This window comes from Pantoea sp. X-Soil-YNGN-785 (assembly GCF_059730585.1).
The window spans coordinates 2,665,887-2,689,264 of the sequence record NZ_AP035942.1 but is presented as its reverse complement, the minus strand read 5'-3'; the positions used below and the strand labels follow the sequence as shown (position 1 = coordinate 2,689,264).

Sequence of the window (23,378 nt, the reverse complement as noted above, 5' to 3'; positions counted from 1 at the left end):
TCAGGGCCGCAATTGCGGCCCTGATTATTTACGCCAGTAGATGCTGTGCATGGAAGCGCAGATGATCTTCCACGAAGCTGGCGATAAAGAAGTAGCTATGGTCATAACCCGGCTGAATACGCAGCGTCAGCGGGAAACCGACTTCTTTAGCGATCTCCTCTAACCGCTCCGGTTGCAGCTGATCGGCCAGGAACTGATCGCTGTCGCCCTGATCGATCAGGACTGGCAGACGATGCGACACCTTCGCCATCAGCTGGCAGCTGTCATATTCCCGCCACGCTGCCTGGTCATCGCCCAGATAGGCCTGAAACGCTTTCTGGCCCCACGGCACCTGCATCGGGTTCACAATCGGCGCAAACGCAGACGCCGAGGCAAAGCGGTTACCCAGACGCAGCGCCAGCATCAGCGCGCCGTGTCCGCCCATGGAGTGACCCATAATCGACTGACGTTCACTGACCTTGAAGTTGTCGGCAATCAGGGCGGGCAGCTCGCTGCTCAGATAGTCGAACATGCGGAAATGCGTGGCCCAGGGTTGCTGAGTGGCATTGAGATAAAATCCCGCGCCCTGACCCAGATCGTAGCCCTCATCGTTGGCAACGCCTTCGCCGCGCGGGCTGGTATCCGGCATAATCAGCACCAGACCCAGTTCCGCCGCCACGCGCTGCGCGCCCGCTTTGGTGGTGAAGTTCTCATCGTTGCAGGTCAGCCCGGCCAGAAACCAGACCACCGGCGGCGGCGCATCACCATGCGGCTCAGGCAGATAGATGCTGAAGGTCATCGGGCAGTTCAGCACGGCCGACTGATGACGCCAGCGCTGCTGCCAGCCGCCAAAAATACGGTGTTCTTCCAGTAGCTCCAGAGTGGATGCCATAACGCCTCCTGATTACTTGTTAAAGTGCACGACCGAGCGAATCGATTTTCCTTCGTGCATCAAATCAAAGGCGTCGTTGATCTCTTCCAGCGGCATGGTGTGGGTGATGAAGTCGTTCAGGGCAAACTTACCATCAAGGTAATCCTGCACAATGCCAGGCAGCTGTGAACGGCCTTTCACGCCACCAAAGGCGGAACCGCGCCAGACGCGACCGGTTACCAGCTGGAACGGACGGGTAGAGATCTCTTCACCGGCACCGGCGACGCCGATAATCACAGACTCGCCCCAGCCTTTGTGGCAGCACTCCAGCGCGGAACGCATTACGTTGACGTTACCGATACATTCAAATGAGAAGTCCACGCCGCCGTCGGTCAGCTCGACAATCACATCCTGAATCGGCTTATCGTAATCTTTCGGGTTAATCAGATCGGTGGCACCCAGTTTGCGCGCCAGATCGAATTTGCTGGTGTTGAGGTCGATTGCAATGATGCGTCCGGCTTTCGCCATTTTGGCGCCGATGACCGCAGAAAGACCAATGCCGCCGAGACCGAAGATTGCCACGGTGTCGCCTTCTTTCACTTTGGCGGTGTTCATTACCGCGCCCATGCCGGTGGTGACGCCACAGCCCAGCAGGCAAACTTCTTCCAGCGGCGCTTCTTTACTGATTTTCGCCAGTGAGATCTCCGGGATGACGGTGTATTCAGAGAAGGTCGAGGTGCCCATATAGTGGAAAATCGGTTTACCATCTTTGAAGAAGCGGGTGGTGCCGTCCGGCATCAGACCTTTACCCTGGGTGGTTCGGATCGCCTGACAGAGGTTAGTTTTGCCCGAGAGACAATATTTACATTTGCCACACTCTGGCGTGTAAAGCGGAATGACATGGTCACCCACTTCTACGCTGGTCACGCCTTCGCCCACGGCTTCCACGATGCCGCCGCCTTCATGGCCGAGAATCGCCGGGAAAACGCCTTCCGGGTCAGTGCCGGAGAGGGTATAGGCGTCGGTATGACAGACACCGGTCGCGACAATGCGCACCAGCACTTCGCCTTTTTGCGGTGGCATCAAATCCACTTCTTCGATTTTCAGCGGTTCGCCAGCGGCCCAGGCAACAGCGGCACGGGTTTTGATCATGTTCATGCAATCCCTCTTCCAGTCAGATTTTGACGCGCGATGGCGTCGTGTGGTTATGGTTTAAACATAGCGTGGAACGCTTATTCCGCCGCCTGTAATGGGTGAATCAGCTCATCGTTAAGCGGACGATCGTCAAACTGTTCAATAATCAGGTATTTCAGCGCTTCGACATTGGGGGTAAAGGCGTCGCGTCGCCACATCAGCCAGGTGGCGGTATCGCGATAAGCGGCGGGTAAGGTATGCGCCTGTACCCGCGATCGGTCTGCCATCTGCTTCAGCACCGATGCCGGGATCATCGCAACGCCTGCGCCGCCCGCCACGCAGGCCAGCATGGCGTGATAAGACTGAATCTCCATCACGTTGTCGGGCGCGGTCTGGCTGTCGCGATACCAGCTCTCCAGCTTCACCCGGTAAGAGCAGCTGTTGCGGAAGGCAAACAGGGTGTCGTCCTGCACATCGCGCGCCGTGGTAATAGGCGCGTGATCCAGCCCGGTGATCAGCACCATCTCCTCGCGAAACGCGATGCAGCCATTCAGATCGTCATGGGAAACCGGCCCATCCACCAGCGCGGCAGCCAGGGTGCCTTCGCGGACCCGGTCAATAATTTCGCCCGAGGTGCCGGTAATCAGCGACAGCGCCACTTTAGGGAAGCGCTGGTGATAGGCGGCGAGCAGACCAGGCAGGCGGGTCGCTGCGGTACTCTCCATAGAGCCCAGCGCAAAGTTGCCTGCCGGTTCGCCGGTGCGCGTCATACTCATCGCTTCTTCGCTTAATGCCAGAATACGCTGCGCATAATTCAGGAAATTATGGCCCATCGGTGACAGGCGAATGCGCTGCTTCTCACGAATAAAGAGATCCACACCTAATTCTTCTTCCAGCTGGCGCAGCCGCGTGGTGAGATTAGAGGGAACGCGATGCAGCTGTTCGGCTGCGCGCGCCAGGGAACCCGTTTCGGCGACGGAACAGAACATACGCAGCTGAACTAAATCCATATCTTCTCTTCCCGTAAACAAGTTGGTTAATATTATTCACTTTCCGTGAGTTTAATCATCCTGCATGCTGTTAGCAAGTCAGAAGAGATCTCAGGGCAGAACAACAGGAGTTCAGCAATGGCGTTACGCGTCGCGCTCAGCGCGTTTTTAACCTTATTTGTAGCGATGGGCATTGGGCGATTCGCTTTTACGCCGCAGGTGCCGCTGATGATTCAGGCGCACCAGCTGACGCTCACGAGTGCCAGCCTGGTCGCTGCGCTCAACTATCTTGGCTATCTGTGTGGCTCGTTTGATGCCATGCGCGCGCACCGGCGGGTAGAGCTGCGTTTGCAGGCGGGCGTGTGGGGCGCAGTGATCCTGACGCTGCTCTCTGCACTGGCAACCGGTCCATGGCTGCACGGTGCGATACGCTTTCTGATTGGCTGGGCCAGTGGCTGGGCGATGGTGCTGGTGGCGGCCTGGAGTAACGAACAGTTGCATCGGCATGGTCGGGCAGGGCTGTCGGCGGCCGTCTTTGCCGGGCCGGGCTGCGGCATTTTTGTCAGCGGTCTGCTGGGGGTGGCGCTGCACACATGGCAGGTCTCCGCCGGTCTGGCCTGGGCCGCTTACGGTGCGCTGGCACTGCTGCTGATTGCGCTGATTACGCGTAACCTGCCGCGTCGGGGCGAACTGCATCGCCCGGATCAGGCACCGGAGCCGCTTGTGCTGGATCGCAACCTGAAACGTCTGGTGCTGAGTTACAGTCTGGCGGGCTTTGGTTATATCCTGCCCGCCACCTTTTTGTCGCAGATGGCCGCTACGCGTTTTCCTGACGGTATCTTCGCGCAGTTTGTCTGGCCGATATTTGGCGGCGCGGCGATGATCGGCATCGTGCTGGGGATCCTGACGCGGCGCTGGGGGCACAGTCACGTCCGTCTGGCGATAGTACTCTGGGCGCAGGCACTGGGCGTTTTTGCTGCGGCACTGCTGCCAGGCTTTAGTGGTCTGCTGGCCGGTGCGCTGCTGGTAGGCGGCGGCTTCCTCAGCGTGGTGCAGCTCTCGCTGCTCTGCGCCCGTGAACTGGCGCCCAACCATCTGCGATACATGGCTGGCCTGCTGACCACCGGCTACGCGGTGGGTCAGCTGGTCGGTCCGCTGCTCTCTTTTCTCTCTACTGCCCTGTTACACCGGCTGGAGCCTGCCCTGTGGGTGGCCGGGGCCAGCCTTGTCTGGGCGGGCCTGCTGGTCTGGCGAAGAAGTGAGTGAAAAGCTTTCATCACCAATCTGATTGATTGCTGGATTCCCCGCAAAGAAAGTTTCACAATACGCGCCTGATTACAGGGCCCGCAGGCAAAAGCTTGCGGGCGCAACACCAGCCGGAGAAGAGTAAATGAGCACCCTAAGTCAGGAAGCTGCCCTGGTTCACGAAGCGCTGCTGGCGCGTGGATTGGAAACGCCGTTACGTGCACCGACGCGCGACATAGATAAAGAGACGCGTAAAAGCCTGATTGCCGGGCACATGACGGAAATCATGCAGCTGCTGAATCTGGATCTTGAAGATGACAGCCTGATGGAAACGCCGCATCGCATCGCCAAAATGTATGTGGATGAGGTTTTTTCCGGTCTCGATTACGCCAACTTCCCGAAAATCACCGTCATTGAGAATAAAATGAAGGTTGATGAGATGGTGACCGTGCGTGATATCACCCTGACCAGCACCTGTGAACACCACTTTGTGATCATCGATGGCAAAGCTACGGTCGCCTATATTCCCAAGGAAAAGGTGATTGGCCTGTCGAAAATCAACCGCATCGTGCAGTTCTTCGCCCAGCGCCCGCAGGTGCAGGAGCGTCTGACTCAGCAGGTGCTGGTTGCACTGCAGACGCTGCTGGGCACCAACAACGTTGCGGTCTCGATTGATGCAGTGCACTACTGTGTGAAAGCGCGTGGCGTAAAAGATGCCACCAGCGCCACTACCACGACCTCTCTGGGCGGCCTGTTCAAGTCCAGTCAGAATACCCGCCAGGAATTTTTGCGCGCGGTACGCCATAGTTGAGTTAACGGCGGGCACATGATGTTGCCCGCGTCGTCAATGCAGGGTGCCGCATGCAACAACGCTATCACGCGCTGGATTTCATTCGTGGATGTGCCATTCTCGGCATCCTGCTGCTCAATATTGTCGGCTTCGGCCTGCCTTCTGCTGCTTACCTGAATCCGGCCTGGCAGGGCAGCGTCAGCCTCTCCGATGTCTGGACCTGGGCACTCTCTGACGTATTTGCTCAGCTCAAATTCCTCACCCTGTTTGCACTGCTGTTTGGCGCAGGTCTGCAAATGCAGCTGCCGCGCGGCAGTCGCTGGCTGACAGCCCGGCTTTCCATTCTGGTACTCATCGGTTTTCTGCATGGTGTCTTTCTCTGGGAGGGCGACATCCTGCTGGACTACGGCATTATCGGGCTGGTGGTCTGGCGGGTGCTGCGTGATGTGCCTTCAACCCGCAGCCTGATGAATACCGGCATTCTGCTATATCTGGTGGGCTGCGGCGTGCTGCTGGTGTTTGGGTCGATCTCCGATCCTGAACCAACCAACTCCTGGCTGCCGGGCGCAGCCGATCTGCAATATGAGCAGTACTGGAAACTCGCCGGCGGCTGGGAAGCGATACAGAACCGGCTGGACCATCTCTCGTCAGGGCTGATGGCGCTGGCGGCGCAGTATGGCTGGCAGCTGGCGGGCTTAATGATGATTGGTGGCGCACTGCTGCGCAGCGGCTGGCTGACAGGGGAGTTTCCTCTCCGCCACTATCGTCAGGCGGCGGCCCTGCTGCTGACAATGGGCTTCTCCATTGCGGTGGCCGGTGTGGCAGCGCAATGGCTGTTACATTGGGAATTCCGCTGGACGGCTTTTTACCTGCAGGCTCCGCGCGATCTCGCCAGCCCGCTGATTAGCCTGGGCTATGCCGCGCTCTGCCTGGCGTACTGGCCGCTGATCTCGCGCTGGCGCATCAGCCACGCCATCCAGTGCGTGGGCCGTATGGCGCTGACCAACTATCTGCTGCAAACGCTTATCTGTACCACGCTGTTCTATCGCTTTGGCTTCTATATGCACTTCACCCGGCTGGAACTGGTGATGATTGTGCCTGCGGTGTGGCTCATTAATATCCTGTTTTCACTCATCTGGTTACATTTCTTCGCCCAGGGGCCGCTGGAATGGCTGTGGCGGCGACTTACGCTGCTCTCAGCCGGCAAATCACGCATTACCGACAACGCCAGATAATGACCGCCATCACAAAGGTTACAGAATTGTATGTAACCGTTTTCATTGATGTGACGCAATTCACGCTGTACGCCTCCTGCCCCTGACAGAATAGCGCCGGTGTTCAACCCGGCGTGATGCCCTATTTTTCCTTTCTGGAACTGCTGCATGATAACTATTCGTGATGTTGCCCGTCAGGCTGGCGTGTCAGTGGCGACCGTGTCGCGCGTTCTCAATCAGAGCAACGCCGTGACCTCTGACACCCGCGACGCCGTGTTGCAGGCGGTTGAGGCGCTGGGCTATCGCCCCAACGCCAACGCCCAGGCGCTGGCGACGCAGGTCAGCGATACGATCGGGGTCGTGGTGATGGATGTCTCAGATCCCTTCTTCGGGGCGCTGGTTAAAGCAGTGGATACCGTGGCGCAGCGCGTGCACAAGCATGTGTTAATCAGCAACTCCTGGCATCAGGAAGAGAAAGAGCGTCATGCTATCGAGGTGCTGATCCGGCAGCGCTGCAGCGCCCTGGTGGTTCACGCGAAAACGCTGCCGGACGCGGAGCTGGCGGACTTTATGCAGCACGTGCCTGGCATGGTGGTGATTAACCGCATCGTCCCAGGATTCGAACACCGCAGCGTCAGTCTGGATAACGTCACCGGGGCGCTGATGGCCTCAAGAACCCTGCTGCAACAGGGGCATAGCCGCATTGGCTATCTCTGCTCCAGCCATCCCATCGAGGATGTCGCGCAGCGCCGTGAAGGGTGGATGCAGGCGATGGCAGAGCAGGGCATCCGGCCGCAGGAGAGCTGGATTGCCAGCGCAGAGCCAGACATGCAGGGGGGCGAAGCGGCGATGGTGGAGCTGCTGGGGCGTAACCTCAACCTGACTGCGGTGTTTGCCTATAACGACGGCATGGCGGCTGGCGCCCTCACTGCGCTGAAAGACAACGGCATCCAGGTGCCACAGCATTTTTCTGTCATTGGCTTTGATGACATCCCCATCTCCCGTTACACCGATCCGCAGTTAACCACTGTGCGCTATCCCATTGTATCTATGGCAAAAATTGCCACTGAGCTGGCACTGCAGGGCGCAGCCGGACTGCTTGATGACACCGCAACCCACATCTTTATGCCAACCCTGGTGCGGCGTCATTCGGTGGCGCAGCGGCAAAATGTGGAGTCCGTCACTAATTCAGGCGATTCAGGCATGTAACCGTTTTCAATCTGTGATTGTATTCACAGTTAATTAACATTGCCCTCACTATGATGGCAGCGTCTTACCGGACTGAAACATTATGTAACGCCAGTGTAACGGCATCAGTTGTGGTCTCAGTAGCCGGTTAAAGGGTTTATACCCTCTTCATGGAAGCGTTCTGGCACAGGGAAGTCAGGTTTTAGACGGCGTTTAACGGCTTAACATCTTCATTATGTTAGCCAGCGCGCCGATCTGTTTTACCAATTGCGCTCACGCACGTTTGGCGTTAGCGCTAAAAAGACCCTGCATAATAAAACCGGAGATACCATGAATAAGAAGGTTTTCACGCTTACAGCACTGGTTGCCAGCATGATGTTTGGTGCAACCGCTCACGCAGCTGACACCCGTATCGGCGTGACCATTTACAAATATGATGACAACTTCATGTCAATGGTGCGCAAAGACATCGAGAAAGAAGCGAAAGCGATCGGTGGCGTACAGCTGCTGATGAATGACTCGCAGAACGACCAGTCCAAACAGAACGATCAGGTTGACGTGCTGATGGCAAAAGGCGTGAAAGCGCTGGCGATTAACCTGGTTGACCCGGCTGCCGCTGCCGTCATCGTAGACAAAGCGCGTGCCAACGAAGTACCGGTTGTCTTCTTCAACAAAGAACCCAACGCCAAAGTGCTGGCCGGTTATGACAAAGCTTACTATGTCGGTACCGATTCCAAAGAGTCTGGCATCATTCAGGGTCAGCTGATCGAGAAGCACTGGAAAGCGACCCCAGCCTGGGATCTGAACAAAGATGGCACCATTCAGTTCGTCCTGCTGAAAGGCGAGCCAGGCCATCCGGATGCTGAAGCCCGTACTAAATATGTCATCGACACGCTGAACAAAGATGGTCTGAAGACACAGCAGTTAGCGATGGATACGGCGATGTGGGACACTGCACAGGCCAAAGATAAGATGGATGCGTGGCTGTCAGGCCCGAACGCCAAGAAAATTGAAGTTGTGATTGCCAACAACGATGCGATGGCGATGGGTGCCGTTGAAGCGCTTAAAGCGCACAACATGACCTCCATTCCGGTCTTTGGTGTCGATGCCCTGCCAGAAGCGCTGGCGCTGGTGAAATCCGGTGCGCTGGCCGGTACCGTGCTGAACGATGCGGAAAACCAGGCGAAAGCGACGCTGGATATTGCCAATAACCTGGCGAACGGCAAAGCGGCAACCGACGGAACGAACTTCAAGATGGTCGATAAGATCGTCCGCGTTCCTTACGTGCCGGTTGATAAAGAAAATCTGTCTCAGTTCTCGAAATAAGATCGATTACGGGCGCGACCGCTGTCGCGCCTTTTTTATGTCACCACCGTTTTTTAGCCAGGTAAAATATGGCCAGTGATAACACGACCGCGCAGCGAGAATATTTGCTGGAAATGACGAATGTTTCGAAATCATTTCCCGGCGTTAAAGCGTTAGATAATGTGAATTTAAAAGTGCGGCCTCACTCTGTTCATGCATTAATGGGCGAGAACGGTGCCGGGAAATCCACCTTATTAAAATGCCTGTTTGGTATTTATAAAAAAGATACCGGCAGTATCCTGTTTCAGGGTAAAGAGATTGACTATAAAAGCTCTAAAGAGGCGCTGGAAAATGGCGTATCGATGGTGCATCAGGAATTAAACCTGGTTCTGCAGCGTACCGTGATGGACAACATGTGGCTGGGGCGTTATCCGCGCAAAGGCTTCTTTGTCGATCAGGATAAAATGTACCAGGACACCAAAGCGATTTTTGACGAGCTGGATATCGATATCGATCCGCGCGACAAAGTGGCTAATCTTTCTGTGTCGCAGATGCAGATGATTGAAATTGCCAAAGCGTTCTCCTACGACGCGAAAATTGTGATTATGGATGAGCCAACTTCCTCGTTAACCGAGAAAGAGGTGAATCACCTGTTCACGATTATTCGTAAGCTGAAAGATCGCGGCTGCGGTATTGTTTATATTTCGCACAAGATGGAAGAGATTTTCCAGCTGTGTGATGAGATCACAATTCTGCGTGATGGGCAGTGGATCACCTCTCAGCCGCTGGAAGGGCTGGATATGGATAAGATCATCGCCATGATGGTCGGCCGTTCACTGAACCAGCGTTTCCCTGACCGTACCAACGTGCCAGGCGAGACGATTCTTGAGGTGCGTAATCTGACGTCACTGCGTCAGCCATCGATTCGCGACATCTCATTTGATTTGCGTAAAGGGGAGATACTCGGCATTGCCGGGCTGGTGGGCGCTAAACGTACAGATATCGTCGAAACGCTGTTTGGCATTCGCGAGAAATCGGGCGGCACCATTAAACTGCATGGCAAACCGATTAATAATCACAGCGCCAATGAAGCGATTAACCACGGTTTTGCGCTGGTGACTGAAGAGCGGCGTTCAACTGGTATTTATGCTTACCTGGATATTGGTTTTAACTCGCTTATTTCCAATATTAAAAAATATAAAAACAGTATGGGACTGCTGGATAATAAACGCATGAAGAGTGATACCCAATGGGTTATCGATTCAATGCGCGTAAAAACGCCAGGTCATCATACACAAATTGGTTCGCTTTCGGGCGGTAACCAGCAAAAAGTGATTATTGGCCGCTGGTTATTGACCCAGCCTGAAATCCTGATGCTTGATGAACCAACTCGCGGTATTGATGTTGGTGCGAAATTCGAAATTTACCAGCTGATTGCTGAGCTGGCGAAAAGAGAAAAAGGCATCATTATTATCTCATCCGAAATGCCGGAGCTGTTAGGCATTACCGATCGTATTCTGGTAATGAGTAATGGTCTGGTAGCAGGCATAGTTGATACCAAAACGACCACGCAGAACGAAATATTGCGTTTAGCGTCATTACACCTTTAATGAAGCAAGGGCTGTTAACATGAAAGCGACTACAAAAAAGAATGCGCTAACCTGGTTAAAAGAGGGCGGCATTTATGTCGTTCTGCTGGTATTGCTGGCTATTATTATTTTCCAGGACCCGACATTTTTAAGTTTAATGAACCTGAGTAATATTCTGACCCAATCTTCGGTGCGCATTATTATTGCACTGGGTGTGGCGGGTCTGATTGTGACCCAGGGTACTGACCTGTCAGCCGGACGTCAGGTCGGCTTAGCGGCGGTCGTTGCCGCAACGCTGTTGCAGGCGATGGATAACGCGAACAAAGTCTTCCCGACGCTGGATACGGTGCCGATTCCACTGGTTATCCTGACCGTGTGCATCATCGGCGGTGTGATTGGTCTGGTCAACGGTGTGATTATTGCTTACCTGAAAGTAACGCCATTTATCACCACGCTGGGCACCATGATTATCGTTTACGGTATCAACTCACTCTATTACGACTTTGTGGGTGCCTCGCCGATTGCCGGTTTTGATGCAGGGTTCTCGAAATTTACCCAGGGCTTCTTACGCTTTGGTGATTTTAAACTCTCATTCATCACGTTCTATGCCGTGATTGCCATTATTTTCGTCTGGATTCTGTGGAACAAAACCCGCTTCGGTAAAAACATTTTTGCTATTGGCGGTAACCCTGAAGCGGCGAAAGTGTCAGGCGTGAACGTGCCTTTGAACCTGATCATGATTTATGCCCTGTCAGGTGTGTTCTACGCCTTTGGCGGGATGCTTGAAGCCGGTCGTATCGGTTCTGCCACCAATAACCTCGGCTTTATGTATGAGCTGGATGCAATTGCGGCCTGTGTGGTCGGCGGCGTCTCCTTCGCCGGTGGTGTGGGTAGTGTGGCGGGTGTCGTCACCGGTGTGCTGATCTTCACCGTTATCAACTACGGTCTGACCTATATCGGCGTCAACCCATACTGGCAGTACATCATTAAGGGCGGCATCATCATCTTCGCCGTGGCGCTGGATTCACTGAAATATTCACGTAAGAAGTAAGACTGATTCAACGCTAAAAAAGCGACCTTCGGGTCGCTTTTTTTATGGGGGTGAGTGCTGGGAGCGTTGATTTGAGACGGAGTATGCGAAGGGAACACGGTCAGATCGAAAAGACGCAAAATCTGTTATCCGTTACATGCCCGGCCTATAACATCCCTGGCGTAGGGAGCTTTTAATGGGATAAGTGCTGGAGTTGCTGCTTTGATACGGAGTATGCGCAGGGAACACGGTCAGATCGGAAAGACGCAAAAGCCGCCATCCATGGCACGCTCGGCCCGCGCCGTCCCTGGCGCGGGACGCTTTCCTCTTCTGACCGTGTTCCCTGCGCTTCAGGCTTTTTTATTGCTGTTAGATTCGCCTAAGCCTCAGGGAATTCAAACAGACGACTCACCCACTTAAAACGATGGGAGCGTACGCCTGCAGCAAAGCATCGCGGGCCATGGACAAAAACGCCGGGAGCGTTTTTGAACAACGCAAAGCGTTGGCACGTTTACGGGCGCACCTCAGGGATGAGGTGCGTAATCGCCCGCGCTGAGCCTGCCAGGGATGGCGTCTTTTGCGTCTTTGCGAAAGGCGTAAGCTCCCTGAGTCTTGTACCTTGCTGCCAGACTGCAGCTCAGCGCATATAACAGAGTTTCATTAAACCGCTGAACGTCAGCTATTTCCGCAGCTTCTGTTCCAGCTCCAGCAGCTGCTCTGGCGTCACCGCCGGGTAACTCTGTGCATCCTCAGGAACATCGTGTACGGCGGGAATCGGCACCAGCGGGCCTAAGAAACGGGGTTCACGCTTGAGCAGGAAGAGATCCGCCAGTGCGCCCAGCCGGGCACCCACTTCACGGAAGCGCACGCTCAGCATGTTTTTCGGTGAAGGTACCGCATAACACTGCGCCTGAATACCCAGCTGCAGGGCGATAAACAGCGCGCGCTCACAGTGGAAGCGTTGCGTGATAATAATGAAGTCGTTGGTATCAAACACTTTGCGGGTGCGCACAATCGAATCCAGCGTCCGGAACCCGGCATAATCGAGCACGATATCGGCCGGGTCGACACCAGCTTTGATGAGATCGCGGCGCATCGTCATCGGCTCGTTATAGCTTTGCAGCGCGTTATCACCGCTGAGCAGCAGATAATTCACCTTGCCGCTGTTATAGGCATTCAGCGCACCCTGCATACGATAGAGGTAATACTGATTAATGACGCCGGTACGATAATATTTAGCTGTACCCAGTACCACGCCCACCTGACGATGCGGCAATGAGGCAACATTTTCGTAGATAAAAGGCGCAGTTTTCCAGCTGATCCAGCGATCAAGGCCGAGCGCCGTTGCCACCATCAGTAAGATGATGAAAAGCAGACCAATGAGAACGCGTTTCAGCATGCGCCTGGAGACTCGATGTCAGAATGTTGAGATGGGACAAGGCTACTTGAGCAGCCGCAGCGAAGCAAGTTACTGCCGGCTGGCTGTACTCTTTTTGAACACTGCCGGATCAAGGGCGATCCGGCAGCGGGAAGATTAAATCGAGGTACGACGATAGTGACGATACTGCGGCAGCCAGAAGTTGTTGGCGATAGCCTGTGACAACACATCTTCTGAGGTCACCACGGCGACACCGGCCAGCTGAGCGGCTTTACCCACTTCCATCGCAATGATTTTCGACACGCCCTGAATATCTTTAATCTCAGGCAGCACCGGGCCTTCGCCTTCGTTCACCAGCGGAGAGCAGTCGGCGAGCGCGCGGCTGGCGGTCATCAGCATCGTATCGGTAACACGGCTGGCACCTGCGGCAATCACACCCAGACCAATGCCCGGGAAGATGTAGGAGTTATTGCACTGCGCAATCGGGTAAGTTTTGCCGTTCCAGCTCACTGGCGAGAACGGGCTGCCGGTTGCGACCAGCGCAGCACCGTCAGTCCAGGCGATAATATCGGCTGGCGTCGCTTCCACGCGTGATGTCGGGTTCGACAGTGGCATCACGATAGGGCGCTTACAGTGCTTGTGCATCTCACGGATGATCTCTTCGGTGAACAGGCCCGGCTGGCCGGAAACACCAATCAGAATATCGGGCTGCGCATTACGCACCACATCCAGCAGCGAGATTGCATCATTGGTCACATCCCAGTGCTGCAGGCTTTCGCTCTTCTGCACCAGCTTGCTCTGGAAATCGAGCAGGTTAGGCAGCTTGTCCGTCAGCAGACCAAAGCGATCCACCATCATCACCCGGCCACGGGCTTCCGCGTCGCTCAGGCCTTCTGATTTCATCTGCGCGATGATCTGTTCAGCGATACCACAACCCGCAGAACCGGCACCCAGGAACACCACTTTCTGTTCGCACAGGCGGCTACCGGCTGCGCGGCTGGCGGCAATCAGCGTGCCGACAGTAACGGCGGCGGTGCCCTGAATATCATCGTTAAAGCAGCAGACTTCATCGCGATAGCGGTTCAGCAGCGGCATGGCGTTCTTCTGGGCGAAATCTTCAAACTGCAACAGCACTTTCGGCCAGCGGCGCTTAACGGCCTGAATAAATTCGTTCACGAACTCGTCGTACTCTTCGCCGGTAATGCGCGGATGACGCCAGCCCATATAGAGCGGATCGTTCAGCAACTGCTGGTTATTGGTGCCGACATCCAGCACCACCGGCAGGGTGTAAGCCGGGCTGATGCCGCCACAGGCGGTATAGAGTGACAGCTTACCAATCGGAATACCCATCCCACCGATGCCCTGATCGCCCAGGCCCAGGATGCGCTCGCCATCGGTCACCACAATCACCTTCACATTCTGCTTGGTGGCGTTTTGCAGCATATCTTCGATGCGGTCGCGGTTTGGGTAGGAGATGAATACGCCACGCGCACGACGGTAGATTTCAGAGAAGTGTTCGCAGGCTGCGCCGACGGTGGGGGTATAGATGATGGGCATCATCTCTTCGAGATGGTTATCCAGCAGGCGGTAAAACAGCGTTTCGTTGGTGTCCTGGATGTTACGCAGGTAGACATGCTTATCGTTATTGTTTTTGAAGTCCTGGAACTGACGCCAGGCACGCTGCGCCTGCTCTTCAATCGATTCCACCGCTTCTGGCAGCAGACCGTTAAGGTTGAATTCGTTACGTTCTTCGATGCTAAAGGCGCTGCCTTTGTTCAGCAGGGGAAATTCCAGCAAAATCGGTCCAGCATAAGGAATGTACAGCGGGCGTTTACTTTCGTAGTCGAGTTCCATGCGGTAATGCTCCGGTTGCAGTGTTGTCTGGCGTCACGCCGGAAAGGTAGCGCCAGTTTTCTCACCCGTTATAGCTCAGACTGCAGGTCCGGCAGCGGCAGAGTAACCGCTGCAGAAACAGTCACGACCGTGCTGCTATCCTGCAACCTGAATTATTCAGAGTAATTTGTAATGACGTGAATTCTGGCGCCAGATCCTATGAAATTTCCCACAGAAGTACAGCGTTTGTTAATAAAAGCTCACAAAACTGTGGCATCTCTGACAGCGGGTTATGCTTTGTTCAGCGTCACCTGCAGCAGCTCACCGCAACCAAATGTCTCAAGCGTCGCCTGCGTGGCGGCGAACTGGCTTAACGTGGCATTTTCTACTTCGGCTAAAACCGCTTTTTTTATCTGACGAACATCGCCGCCCTGCATGTTCAGCAGGACCAGTGCTGCCTGAAGCGGTGGGAAGCTCGGGTTAAACGCGGCATTTTCCGCATAACGACCAGCCACAATCTTGTCATCCGTGGTGAGCAGCGCAACACCCGCATGGGACTGGCTGTAGGGCGCGTGGCTGGCATTGGCGGCGGCAACCGCCGCCTGCACCAGCTCATCACCTTCGGCCACATAGCCGTGATCCACCTCGTCCATCAGGAAGGTCGTGATGTCGAGATCGCGCGGGCCAAAGGCATCCGGCAGATAATCGGCCAGGGTGCTGATTGCACGCTGCGGCAGGCTGATGCGAATGCTGGTGCCGCTGTTCAGTTCATTCATAAACTGACGGCAGTGACCGCACGGCGTGTAGTTAACGGTGATGGTCTCAAGCTGGCGCTCGCCGCGCAGCCATGCATGGGTAATGGCGCTCTGCTCAGCGTGAACCGTCTGCTGCATCGGCGTGCCGACAAATTCCATATTAGCGCCGAAGTACCAGTTGCCGCTGACGCCACGGGCAATCGCCCCGACGTTGAAATGGGAGACGGTGGCAACGGCGCAGGACGCCGCCAGCGGCAGCAGCGTCAGCGCCAGCGTATCGGCATCCATCTGCGTCTGTTGCTGCAGTGCGGCGACCTGGTCGGCGCTGAGTACCGCGTGGAAGTCAGGATCGTCCAGCAGGGGAGCGAGTGCAGTTTGCAGCGTTGACGGCAGTGCCTCAAAAGCAGAGAGGAAACGGGAGTGCATGTGAGCCTCATTAAATTCAGCAGGGCGATGTGCCAGTCACCGGTTTATATGTGATCCAAATCGCTCTGACAATGTAACCTGTGTTGCATGTTTCAACTTTGCGAGATCTCTCGCAAACTTTCAGCCAAACCAGTGCATCAGCAGCGGAAAAATAAAGGGTGCCAGCAGGGAGGTGATGATGCCGCAGATCACCAGCGCCAGAGAGCTGAATGCCCCTTCCTGATAGTCAAGTTCCGCGGCGCGCGCGGTGCCCAGCGCATGCGACGCATTGCCAATTGCCAGTCCGCGCGCTGCTTTCGATTTCACGCCCAGCAGATTCAGCACCGTGTGTCCGAATACCGCCCCCAGTACACCCGCAATCAGCACGCAGATAGCGCTGATGGCGGGGATGCCGTGCAGCGAGCCGGAGACGGCCATCGCGATGGGCGTGGTCACGGATTTAGGCACGATGGTGGCGGCAATTTCGGGTGTGGCACCCATCCACAGGGCAATGGCGGTGCCTGAGATCATGGCGGTCAGGCTGCCGATAAAGCAGACGCCAATAATCGATTTCCAGCGGGCGCGGATCTGATGCATCTGCTCATACAGCGGCAGTGCCAGCGCCACCACCGCCGGTTGCAGCAGCTGATTAAGAATCTGGCTACCGGCGAAATAGCGCGAGTAAGGAAGCTGCAACAGCAGCAGTATCGGGATAATGATCGCCATCGCGACCAGCAGCGGATTAAGTAGCGAGATTTTCAGCCGTATCGCCAGCTTGCGCGCCAGAAAAAAGGCCGCCAGCGTCAGTGGCAGTGACCACCACATGTCACTCATCGGCTGACTCTCCGGCCGGACGGCGGCTGTGAAGCTGGTGGGCGCTGACGCCGACAATAGAAAGCACCAGGAAAGTACTGACCACACAGGAGACAACAATCGGGCCAAACTGTGCGGAGAGGATATCGGTGTAGCTCATCACCCCGACGCTGATTGGCACAAACAGCAGCGCCATATAGCGAATCAGCAGATGACAGCCCGGTTTTACCCAACTGACCGGCAGGATTTGCGACGCCAGCAGGGCGAACAGAATGAGCATTCCCAGGATGCTGCCAGGCAGCTTAATGGGCAGCAGCGAAGCGATGCCGATACCAGCGTATAAGCAGAGATAAATGATGATAAAGGCGCGAAGATATTGTCCGCAGACAGACAGCACGGTGAGCATGGCAGGCTCCTGTTTTCACTGAGCTTCATCATACGCATTAACCGCTTAGCGTGCTAGCGATCACATTTATGCCGCGGAGTAGCAGCAACGGGCAAAGCGTTTCAGCACAAGGAAGCGGGGCAGTAGCGGTGAGAATGCGAAGCGGGGAAAATAACCCTTCGCGCCAGTGATACGGCGCGAAGGGTTCAGAACGGCACTGCGCTTAACCTTTTGAGCGTCGGCAGGCGATTACTTAACCGGCATACCCGGTACAGCACCGCTGTCGACGGAGAGTACGAACAGATCTTTGCCGCCCGGACCCGCTGACAGCACCATGCCTTCAGAGATACCAAAGCGCATTTTACGCGGCGCCAGGTTAGCCACGATAATGGTCATTTTACCGACCAGCACGGCGGGATCAGGATAGGCGGCAAGAATACCTGAGAAGATCTGACGCTTCTCGCCGCCCAGGTCAAGTTGCAGACGCAGCAGCTTGTCCGAACCTTCCACCAGTTCCGCCTGCTCAATTAGCGCGACGCGCATATCGACTTTGGCGAAATCATCAATGGTGATGGTTTCACCGATCGGCGCATCGGCTAGCGGGCCCGTGGCGGCCGGTGCACTGGCGGCAGCGGCATCCTCTTTCGAAGCCTCAATCAGTCCTTCGACTTTCGCCATTTCAATGCGGCTGTAGAGCGCTTTGAACGGCGCAACCTGATGATCCAGCAGCGGCTGCGCAATCGCATCCCAGCTCAGTTCACAGTTGAGGAAGCCTTCTGCACGGGCGCTCAGTGATGGCAGTACCGGCTTCAGCCAGGTCATCAGAATGCGGAACAGGTTAATACCCATTGAGCAGATAGCCTGCAGATCGGCATCGCGGCCTTCCTGCTTCGCCACCACCCACGGAGCCTGTTCATCGACATAACGGTTCGCCAGGTCAGCCAGCGCCATGATTTCACGGATAGCACGGCTGTATTCGCGTGCTGCCCACGCGTCACCAATCTTTTCTGACGCATCAACGAAGGTCTGGTAGAGCGCCGGATCGGCCAGCTCTGCTGCCAGTTTGCCGTCAAAGCGTTTGGTGATAAAGCCCGCGTTACGTGACGCCAGGTTAACCACTTTGTTAACGATGTCAGCATTCACGCGCTGGACGAAATCTTCCAGATTCAGGTCGATATCGTCGATACGTGAAGAGAGTTTTGCCGCGTAGTAGTAACGCAGGCTGTCGGCATCCAGATGCTGCAGCCAGGTGCTGGCCTTAATAAAGGTGCCGCGCGACTTCGACATCTTGGCACCGTTGACGGTGACATAGCCGTGTACAAACAGGTTGTTTGGCTTGCGGAAGTTGCTGCCTTCCAGCATCGCTGGCCAGAACAGGCTGTGGAAGTAGACGATATCTTTACCGATGAAGTGATACAGCTCGGTCGTCGAGTCTTTACGCCAGAATTCGTCAAAGTCGATGTCGCCACGCTTGTCGCACAGGTTTTTGAACGAGCCCATGTAACCGATAGGCGCATCCAGCCAGACGTAGAAATATTTGCCTGGCGCGTCCGGAATTTCAAAGCCGAAATAGGGCGCATCGCGGGAGATATCCCACTGCTGCAGGCCCGATTCAAACCACTCCTGCATCTTGTTCGCCACCTGATCCTGCAGCGCACCGGAGCGGGTCCAGGCCTGCAGCATGGCGCTGAAAGACGGCAGATCAAAGAAGAAGTGCTCGGAGTCGCGCAGGACTGGCGTCGCACCGGATACCACGGATTTCGGGTCGATCAGCTCGGTCGGGCTGTAGGTCGCGCTGCAGACTTCACAGTTGTCGCCATATTGGTCAGGGGATTTACATTTCGGGCAGGTGCCTTTCACAAAACGGTCCGGCAGGAACATCCCTTTTTCCGGATCGTAAAGCTGCGAGATGGTGCGGTTCTTAATAAAACCGTTCTCTTTCAGACGGCCGTAAATCAGTGCAGACAGCTCACGGTTTTCGTCGCCGTGAGTCGAATGATAGTTGTCATAGCTGACGTTGAAACCGGCAAAGTCGGCTTCATGCTCGCTTTTCATCTCTGCAATCATCTGCTCCGGTGCAATGCCTAGCTGCTGAGCTTTCAGCATGATCGGCGTGCCATGCGCATCATCGGCGCAGATGAAGTAAACCTGATTGCCACGCATTCGCTGATAACGCACCCAAATGTCTGCCTGGATATGCTCGAGCATGTGGCCGAGATGAATTGATCCGTTCGCGTAAGGCAGTGCGCACGTTACCAGAATTTTTTTAGCGACTTGAGTCATAGTTTGCGTAGCTTTCTGTTGATTGAAAAAACGGGCTTAGATGGTAACTGAAGGCTTCTCCTGCGTAAACACAAGGGATTCACCCCTGCCAGTCCCCGCAGATCCACGAGCATCTGATATCATTGACAATACATCGCTGAAACACAGCGTAAGCACAGCAGAAATAAGGAGCAGGGGATGACAGTACAATCCCGGGAACCGCATACGCCAGAGGGCCTGCGCGCCATCGTGGCCGGCGTATTGAGAAGCTTTGAGCATCCGACCCTTAAGCAGAATCTCACCGCCCTGAAGGCGTTGCATCATGTGGCGCAGCTGGATGGAACGCTGCATGTGGAACTGCTGATGCCGTTTGCCTGGGCCAGCGGGTTCGACGACCTTAAAGAGCAGGTCAGCGCCGACCTGCTGCGTCAGACCGGCGCCAGTGCCATCGACTGGCGGCTCAGCCACGATATTGCCACCCTGAAGCGGGTGAAAAACCAGCCGGGTGTGAACGGGGTTAAAAACATTATTGCAGTCAGCTCCGGCAAAGGCGGCGTCGGTAAATCCAGCACCGCCGTGAACATGGCGCTGGCGCTGGCAGCCGAAGGCGCACGGGTCGGGATTCTGGACGCCGATATCTATGGCCCGTCAGTGCCGAACATGCTCGGCACCCAGGATCAACGCCCGACCTCGCCGGATGGCACTCATATGGCACCGATCATGGCACACGGGCTAGCCACAAACTCCATCGGCTATCTGGTGACAGACGACAATGCGATGGTGTGGCGCGGGCCGATGGCCAGCAAAGCACTGATGCAGCTGCTGAATGAGACGATGTGGCCGGAGCTGGATTATCTGGTGCTGGATATGCCGCCCGGCACTGGCGACATTCAGCTGACGCTGGCGCAGAACGTGCCGGTCACCGGCGCGCTGGTAGTGACCACGCCGCAGGACATCGCCCTGATTGATGCCCGCAAAGGGCTGGTGATGTTTGAAAAGGTCAATGTGCCGGTGCTCGGCGTGGTGGAAAACATGAGCCTGCATATCTGCAGTCAGTGTGGCTTCCACGAGCCCATCTTTGGCACCGGTGGCGCGCAGAAACTGGTGGAGGATTACCAGACGCAACTGCTGGCCCAGCTGCCGCTGCACATCGATTTGCGTGAAGATCTTGATGAAGGTGAACCGACGGTAATTCGCCGTCCCGACAGCGAATTTACCGCGCTCTATCGCCAGCTGGCCGGACGCGTTGCGGCTCAGCTTTACTGGCAGGGCGACGTGATCCCCGGCGACATCGCCTTCCGCGCGCTTTAAGCCCGACCCGACCCGCTGGCATAGTGTGAGGCCAGCGGGTAGTGCATCAACACGTAGCCGCCGTGCTCGCCTTCGCCCTGTGAAATCATCTTCCAGCCATGTTGCAGATAAAAGGCCTGCGCCGCTTTGTTCTTCTGCAGGCACTTCAGCGCGCCGGTTGAGGTAAAGCGAGCTTCAACGGCTTCAAGTAAGGCGCTGCCCACGCCCCGTCCCTGCCAGTCAGGATCGACATAAAGACTGTGCAGGAAGTTGTCGTTCTCCAGCAGCCCCGCAAATCCGACGCGCAGTCCCTCAGCTTCCGCGACCAGCACGGTTTCCCCCAGAATCACTCCATCAAAATCTTCCAGCTGCCACTCACTGCCGTCGAGCCAGCGCCAGTTGTGTCGCCGCGCCGCCAGAAACAGCGTACGCAGGAAAGGACGATCGGCTTCCGTAAACGGACGAATCTCCACAGGTCAGCTCCCTTATCATCTTGTCTTACAAAACTAGCAGTGATTCGCGAAGACGGGCGAAAAGATAAAGCGGGTTAAATGTCACGAAAATCGCTGTACACTGCCTGCCGGGCCAGAGAGCATCAGGCTCTCAGCGTTTGATAGCTTTCGTTTATCAGATTGATAACGACCGCGTATTAGATGTTGGCCCGAAAATTATGTAACCTGCATCACATATTTTAACGGAGGCCACAGATGTCTATTATCAATACCAAAATCAAGCCGTTCAAAAACGCAGCATTCAAAAACGGCGAATTCATCGACGTAACCGAGAAAGACGTTGAAGGTAAATGGAGTGTGTTCTTCTTCTATCCAGCTGACTTCACCTTCGTCTGCCCGACCGAACTGGGCGACGTGGCTGACCACTACGAAGAATTCCAGAAACTGGGCGTAGATATCTACTCTGTTTCTACCGACACCCACTTTACCCACAAAGCCTGGCACGGTTCTTCAGACACCATCGCGAAAATTCAGTACGCGATGATCGGTGACCCGACTGGCGCGCTGACCCGTAACTTCGAAATCATGCGTGAAGACGAAGGTCTGGCTGACCGTGGTACGTTCATCGTTGACCCGGAAGGCGTTATCCAGGCTATCGAAATCACTGCTGAAGGCATTGGCCGTGACGCCTCTGACCTGCTGCGCAAAGTAAAAGCGGCTCAGTACGTGGCTTCTCACCCAGGTGAAGTGTGCCCGGCTAAATGGAAAGAAGGTGATGCAACTCTGGCTCCGTCCCTGGACCTGGTTGGCAAAATCTAATTCCGCTTCGCCCTTTCGATCATTCTCCAATCGGGTGCTGCGGCACCCGATTTTTTGACCAGGATATCACTATGCTCGACACAAATTTGAAGACGCAGCTCAAGGCTTACCTTGAGAAATTAACCAAACCTGTTGAGTTGATCGCCACCCTGGATGAGGGTGCAAAATCAACCGAGATCCGTGAACTGTTGGTTGATATCGCCGGCCTGTCTGACAAAGTCAGCTTCCGCGAAGAGAACGATCGTCAGGTGCGTAAGCCCTCATTTCTGATTACTAACCCAGGTTCGAACAGCGGCCCGCGTTTTGCCGGTTCTCCACTGGGTCACGAATTTACCTCACTGGTGCTGGCACTGTTACAGACCGGTGGGCATCCGTCGAAAGAAGCACAGAGCCTGCTGGATCAGATCGCGGCGCTGGACAGTGACTTCCATTTCGAAACTTATTATTCACTCTCATGCCATAACTGCCCTGACGTGGTTCAGGCGCTGAACCTGATGGCGGTGATTAACCCGCGCATCAGCCACACCGCTATCGACGGTGGCCTGTTCCAGAATGAGATTCAGGAACGCAACGTGATGGGCGTGCCAGCGGTTTACCTCAACGGTAAAGAGTTTGGTCAGGGCCGCATGAGCCTGGCCGAAATCGTCAGCAAAGTAGACACCAACGCCGATAAACGCGCAGCGGAAGAGCTGAACAAGCGTGACGCCTACGAAGTCCTGATTATCGGCAGCGGCCCGGCGGGCGCAGCGGCAGCGGTCTATTCAGCACGTAAAGGTATCCGTACTGGTCTGCTGGGTGAGCGTTTTGGCGGCCAGGTGCTGGACACGGTGGATATCGAAAACTACATCTCCGTGCCGAAAACCGAAGGGGCAAAGCTGGCAGGTGCACTGCGCGCACACGTTGATGATTACAACGTGGACGTCATCGAAAGCCAGAGCGCCATCAGACTGATTCCGGCGGCGAAAGAGGGCGGACTGCACGCCATCGAAACCGCCTCCGGCGCAGTACTGAAATCACGCAGCATCATCCTGGCGACCGGCGCACGCTGGCGCAACATGGGTGTGCCGGGTGAAGAAGAGTACCGCACCAAAGGCGTCACCTACTGCCCGCACTGCGATGGCCCACTGTTCAAAGGCAAGCGCACGGCGGTAATCGGCGGCGGTAACTCCGGTGTTGAAGCGGCCATTGACCTGGCGGGTATCGTTGAACACGTTACGCTGCTGGAGTTTGCCGGTGAGATGCGTGCCGACCAGGTGCTGCAGGATAAACTGCGCAGTCTGAAGAACGTTGATGTGATCCTGAACGCGCAGACCACTGAAGTGAAAGGCGACGGCACCAAAGTGACCGGCCTGCACTATATTGACCGTACGACGCAGACCACCCACGAGCTGCCGCTCTCCGGTATCTTCGTTCAGATTGGTCTGCTGCCGAACACCCCATGGCTGGAAGGCGCGGTTGAGCGCAACAAAATGGGTGAGATCATCATCGACGGTAAATGCGAAACCAGCCTGAAAGGCGTATTCGCAGCGGGTGACTGCACCACCGTGCCGTACAAGCAGATCATCATCGCCAGCGGCGAAGGTGCCAAAGCCTCACTGAGCGCGTTTGATTATCTGATCCGCACTAAGTCTGCTGAATAACGTTTCGTCAGC

20 protein-coding genes are annotated in these 23,378 nt (G+C 55.6%); 10 read left to right on the top strand and 10 right to left on the bottom strand.

Annotation, left to right across the window (positions count from 1 at the left end; genetic code table 11):
* Positions 1-28: 28 nt before the first annotated feature.
* The 3 genes from fghA to ptrR all read right to left on the bottom strand — a co-directional run bounded on the left by fghA (position 29) and on the right by ptrR (position 2,994).
* Positions 29-871, bottom strand: a complete 843-nt coding sequence (fghA, locus tag AC6I8E_RS12500; RefSeq protein ID WP_497824052.1) for an S-formylglutathione hydrolase — start codon at positions 869-871, stop codon at positions 29-31.
* Between the two features lie 12 nt (positions 872-883).
* Positions 884-2,008 (bottom strand): S-(hydroxymethyl)glutathione dehydrogenase/class III alcohol dehydrogenase, encoded by a 1,125-nt coding sequence (locus AC6I8E_RS12495; RefSeq protein ID WP_010248270.1) that lies wholly within the window; start codon positions 2,006-2,008, stop codon positions 884-886.
* A gap of 74 nt (positions 2,009-2,082) precedes the next feature.
* The gene (ptrR, locus tag AC6I8E_RS12490) at positions 2,083-2,994 is read right to left on the bottom strand and encodes a putrescine utilization regulator PtrR (RefSeq protein WP_013358513.1); all 912 of its coding nucleotides are present in this window, start codon (positions 2,992-2,994) and stop codon (positions 2,083-2,085) included.
* Between the two features lie 117 nt (positions 2,995-3,111).
* On the opposite strand from ptrR, the gene AC6I8E_RS12485 reads away from it, so the two are divergent.
* The 7 genes from AC6I8E_RS12485 (at position 3,112) to mglC (ending at position 11,355) form a co-directional block, all read left to right on the top strand.
* A complete protein-coding gene (locus AC6I8E_RS12485; protein ID WP_033783690.1) occupies positions 3,112-4,239 on the top strand; it encodes a YbfB/YjiJ family MFS transporter in 1,128 nt (375 codons plus the stop codon).
* A 124-nt stretch (positions 4,240-4,363) separates the two neighbouring features.
* The gene (folE, locus tag AC6I8E_RS12480) at positions 4,364-5,029 is read left to right on the top strand and encodes a GTP cyclohydrolase I FolE (protein WP_013358511.1); all 666 of its coding nucleotides are present in this window, start codon (positions 4,364-4,366) and stop codon (positions 5,027-5,029) included.
* Positions 5,030-5,079: 50 nt separating this feature from the next.
* Positions 5,080-6,243 carry a DUF418 domain-containing protein YeiB gene (yeiB, locus tag AC6I8E_RS12475; protein ID WP_497824051.1) on the top strand — a complete coding sequence of 388 codons (1,164 nt, stop codon included), beginning with the start codon at positions 5,080-5,082 and terminating at the stop codon, positions 6,241-6,243.
* 147 nt (positions 6,244-6,390) lie between these two features.
* Positions 6,391-7,431 (top strand): HTH-type transcriptional regulator GalS, encoded by a 1,041-nt coding sequence (gene galS / locus AC6I8E_RS12470; RefSeq protein ID WP_013358509.1) that lies wholly within the window; start codon positions 6,391-6,393, stop codon positions 7,429-7,431.
* A gap of 309 nt (positions 7,432-7,740) precedes the next feature.
* A complete protein-coding gene (mglB, locus tag AC6I8E_RS12465; RefSeq protein ID WP_013358508.1) occupies positions 7,741-8,736 on the top strand; it encodes a galactose/glucose ABC transporter substrate-binding protein MglB in 996 nt (331 codons plus the stop codon).
* A 68-nt stretch (positions 8,737-8,804) separates the two neighbouring features.
* Entirely contained in the window at positions 8,805-10,325 is a 1,521-nt protein-coding gene (gene mglA, locus AC6I8E_RS12460) for a galactose/methyl galactoside ABC transporter ATP-binding protein MglA (protein WP_013358507.1), read from the top strand.
* Between the two features lie 19 nt (positions 10,326-10,344).
* Positions 10,345-11,355: a galactose/methyl galactoside ABC transporter permease MglC gene (gene mglC / locus AC6I8E_RS12455; protein WP_013358506.1), complete on the top strand. Its 1,011-nt coding sequence runs from the start codon at positions 10,345-10,347 to the stop codon at positions 11,353-11,355.
* A 658-nt stretch (positions 11,356-12,013) separates the two neighbouring features.
* On the opposite strand, the gene sanA is transcribed toward mglC, so the two are convergent.
* The 6 genes from sanA to metG form a co-directional block, all read right to left on the bottom strand.
* Complete coding sequence (gene sanA, locus AC6I8E_RS12450; RefSeq protein WP_013358504.1) at positions 12,014-12,733, bottom strand: outer membrane permeability protein SanA; 720 nt, start codon at positions 12,731-12,733, stop codon at positions 12,014-12,016.
* Positions 12,734-12,868: 135 nt separating this feature from the next.
* Positions 12,869-14,566, bottom strand: a complete 1,698-nt coding sequence (locus tag AC6I8E_RS12445; RefSeq protein WP_013358503.1) for an NAD-dependent malic enzyme — start codon at positions 14,564-14,566, stop codon at positions 12,869-12,871.
* Between the two features lie 269 nt (positions 14,567-14,835).
* Entirely contained in the window at positions 14,836-15,726 is an 891-nt protein-coding gene (cdd, locus tag AC6I8E_RS12440; RefSeq protein WP_418162902.1) for a cytidine deaminase, read from the bottom strand.
* A gap of 120 nt (positions 15,727-15,846) precedes the next feature.
* Positions 15,847-16,539 carry a CidB/LrgB family autolysis modulator gene (locus tag AC6I8E_RS12435; protein WP_278497361.1) on the bottom strand — a complete coding sequence of 231 codons (693 nt, stop codon included), beginning with the start codon at positions 16,537-16,539 and terminating at the stop codon, positions 15,847-15,849.
* Positions 16,532-16,924: a CidA/LrgA family protein gene (locus AC6I8E_RS12430; protein ID WP_013358500.1), complete on the bottom strand. Its 393-nt coding sequence runs from the start codon at positions 16,922-16,924 to the stop codon at positions 16,532-16,534. The genes AC6I8E_RS12435 and AC6I8E_RS12430 overlap by 8 nt, the downstream gene beginning before the upstream one ends.
* 228 nt (positions 16,925-17,152) lie before the next feature.
* Positions 17,153-19,186: a methionine--tRNA ligase gene (metG, locus tag AC6I8E_RS12425; protein ID WP_312215659.1), complete on the bottom strand. Its 2,034-nt coding sequence runs from the start codon at positions 19,184-19,186 to the stop codon at positions 17,153-17,155.
* A 177-nt stretch (positions 19,187-19,363) separates the two neighbouring features.
* Between metG and apbC the strand changes: the two genes are divergently transcribed.
* Positions 19,364-20,476, top strand: coding sequence for an iron-sulfur cluster carrier protein ApbC (gene apbC, locus AC6I8E_RS12420; protein ID WP_033733277.1), 1,113 nt, complete (start codon positions 19,364-19,366; stop codon positions 20,474-20,476).
* Here the strand turns inward: apbC and AC6I8E_RS12415 are convergent.
* On the bottom strand, positions 20,473-20,928 hold the full coding sequence (locus tag AC6I8E_RS12415; protein ID WP_312215657.1) for a GNAT family N-acetyltransferase: 456 nt from the start codon (positions 20,926-20,928) through the stop codon (positions 20,473-20,475). The two genes, apbC and AC6I8E_RS12415, sit on opposite strands and share 4 nt — an antisense overlap.
* A 234-nt stretch (positions 20,929-21,162) precedes the next feature.
* Between AC6I8E_RS12415 and ahpC the strand changes: the two genes are divergently transcribed.
* The gene (gene ahpC, locus AC6I8E_RS12410) at positions 21,163-21,726 is read left to right on the top strand and encodes an alkyl hydroperoxide reductase subunit C (RefSeq protein ID WP_013358496.1); all 564 of its coding nucleotides are present in this window, start codon (positions 21,163-21,165) and stop codon (positions 21,724-21,726) included.
* 71 nt (positions 21,727-21,797) lie between these two features.
* Complete coding sequence (ahpF, locus tag AC6I8E_RS12405; RefSeq protein ID WP_315310415.1) at positions 21,798-23,366, top strand: alkyl hydroperoxide reductase subunit F; 1,569 nt, start codon at positions 21,798-21,800, stop codon at positions 23,364-23,366.
* The last annotated feature ends 12 nt before the right edge of the window (positions 23,367-23,378 follow it).